Raw genomic sequence first — 1,630 nt, forward strand, 5'->3', positions numbered from 1 at the left:
TCGAAGAGCTCGATCGTCCGGCGCTGACCCCCTTGCCGGATGAGCCGTACGAGTATGCCGAGTGGAAGCGCTGCCGGGTCAACCTCGATTATCATGTCGAGATCGCCAAGCATTACTACAGCGTCCCTCACAACCTCGTGCATCAGGAGGTCGAGGCGCGGATTACCCAGAAGACCGTCGAGATCTTCCTCCGCGGCAAGCGGGTGGCGTCGCATCTGCGCAGCACCCTGCCGCATCGCCCGACGACGATTCCCGAACATATGCCGAGCTCACATCGCCGCTATCGCGACTGGACCCATGAGCGCATTCGTTCCGAAGCCGCCAAGGTCGGTCCCGATGCCGAGACGCTGATCGACGTCATCCTGCGGTCGCGGCCGCATCCAGAACAGGGCTTCCGCTCCGCCATCGGCATTCTCGGGCTGGTCAAGCGCTATGGCCAGGAACGTGTCGACGCCGCCTGCGCCCGGGCGCTGCTGCTCAACGCCCGCTCGTACAAATCGGTCGCTGCCATCCTCAAGAACGGCACCGACAGAACCGCTCCTCCCGCCGAGGAGGCGCCCATCCTCTTCCACGCCAACATCCGTGGCCGCAGTTACTACAATTGATCAGGAGAGATCAGCATGCTCATTCACCCCACCGTCGATCGCCTGCGCGCCCTCGGCCTTGCCGCCATGGCCGATACCGTCGTCGAACTGCAGAACAATCCCGAGGCGGCGGAGATGCCGCACGCCGATTGGCTCGGCCTCCTCGTCGATCGCGAGGTCACCGCTCGCGACAACCGCCGCCTCACGCGCCGCTTGACCAGTGCCAAGCTCCGCCAGGCTGCCGCCATCGAGAACGTTGACTATCGCACCGCCCGTGGTCTCGATCGTTCGCTCTTCCAGAACCTTGGCACCTGCCAATGGATCCGCGACAGCAACCACCTGGTCATTGTCGGCCCAACCGGCACCGGCAAGTCCTGGCTTGCCTGTGCACTCGGCAACAAAGCCTGCCGCGACGGCTTTTCTGTCCTCTACAAGCGAACATCTCGCCTGTTCGCCGATCTCGCCCAGGCGCGCGGCGAAGGCCGTCTGGCGCGCCTGATCGCCGCGCTCGAGCGCGTCAATCTCCTCATCCTCGACGACTGGGGACCCGAACCGCTCACCGCCGACCAGCGCCGTGATCTGCTTGAGATCGTCGACGATCGCTACGACAAGGGATCCTTATTGATCACAAGTCAGGTCCCCGTGTCGCAATGGCATGACGTCATTGCCGATCCCACCCTCGGCGATGCGATATTGGACCGCATCATTCACAATGCCCACCGCATCGAGCTCAAAGGCGACAGTCTACGGCGTCAGGCTGGCGAAAAGAAAAAACCGTGAGCACCTCGCGCACGATCGCCCCGCCGGCCCACAGGCCCCTCCCGCGCGCGTCGCTCCGTCACTCGTGATGGCACTCCGCGCCGCGCACGGGGCCCTCCCATGGACCGCCGGAACGATCTTCGAACCAACCCGCCAGCCTTGACGAAGAGGCCGTTTCCAGCACACATAAACCCGTCAGCCGTGTTCGCCTCCGAACCTGATCACGATCACTGGAATCCGTGATCACCATCGTCTGGAACACCTGATCACCATCCCTGGAATGCGCA

At 63.6% G+C, this 1,630-nt stretch carries 3 protein-coding genes; 2 read left to right on the forward strand and 1 reads right to left on the reverse strand.

The features are described from left to right. The coding region (locus Q2941_RS51560) for a Mu transposase domain-containing protein (protein WP_458197531.1) at positions 1-605 on the forward strand (605 nt) is incomplete at its 5' end. A 15-nt stretch (positions 606-620) separates the two neighbouring features. Beyond that, positions 621-1,364 carry an IS21-like element helper ATPase IstB gene (istB, locus tag Q2941_RS51565; protein WP_458197532.1) on the forward strand — a complete coding sequence of 248 codons (744 nt, stop codon included), beginning with the start codon at positions 621-623 and terminating at the stop codon, positions 1,362-1,364. Positions 1,365-1,422: 58 nt separating this feature from the next. On the opposite strand, the gene Q2941_RS51570 is transcribed toward istB, so the two are convergent. Further along, on the reverse strand, positions 1,423-1,630 hold a 208-nt coding region (locus Q2941_RS51570; protein ID WP_458197533.1), incomplete at its 5' end, for a hypothetical protein.

Source organism: Bradyrhizobium sp. UFLA05-153 (assembly GCF_054185185.1).

Coding starts and splice junctions, on each gene's coding strand:
- istB (WP_458197532.1), top strand. CDS start 621: ATGCTCATTCACCCCACCGTCGATCGCCTGCGCGCCCTCGGCCTTGCC.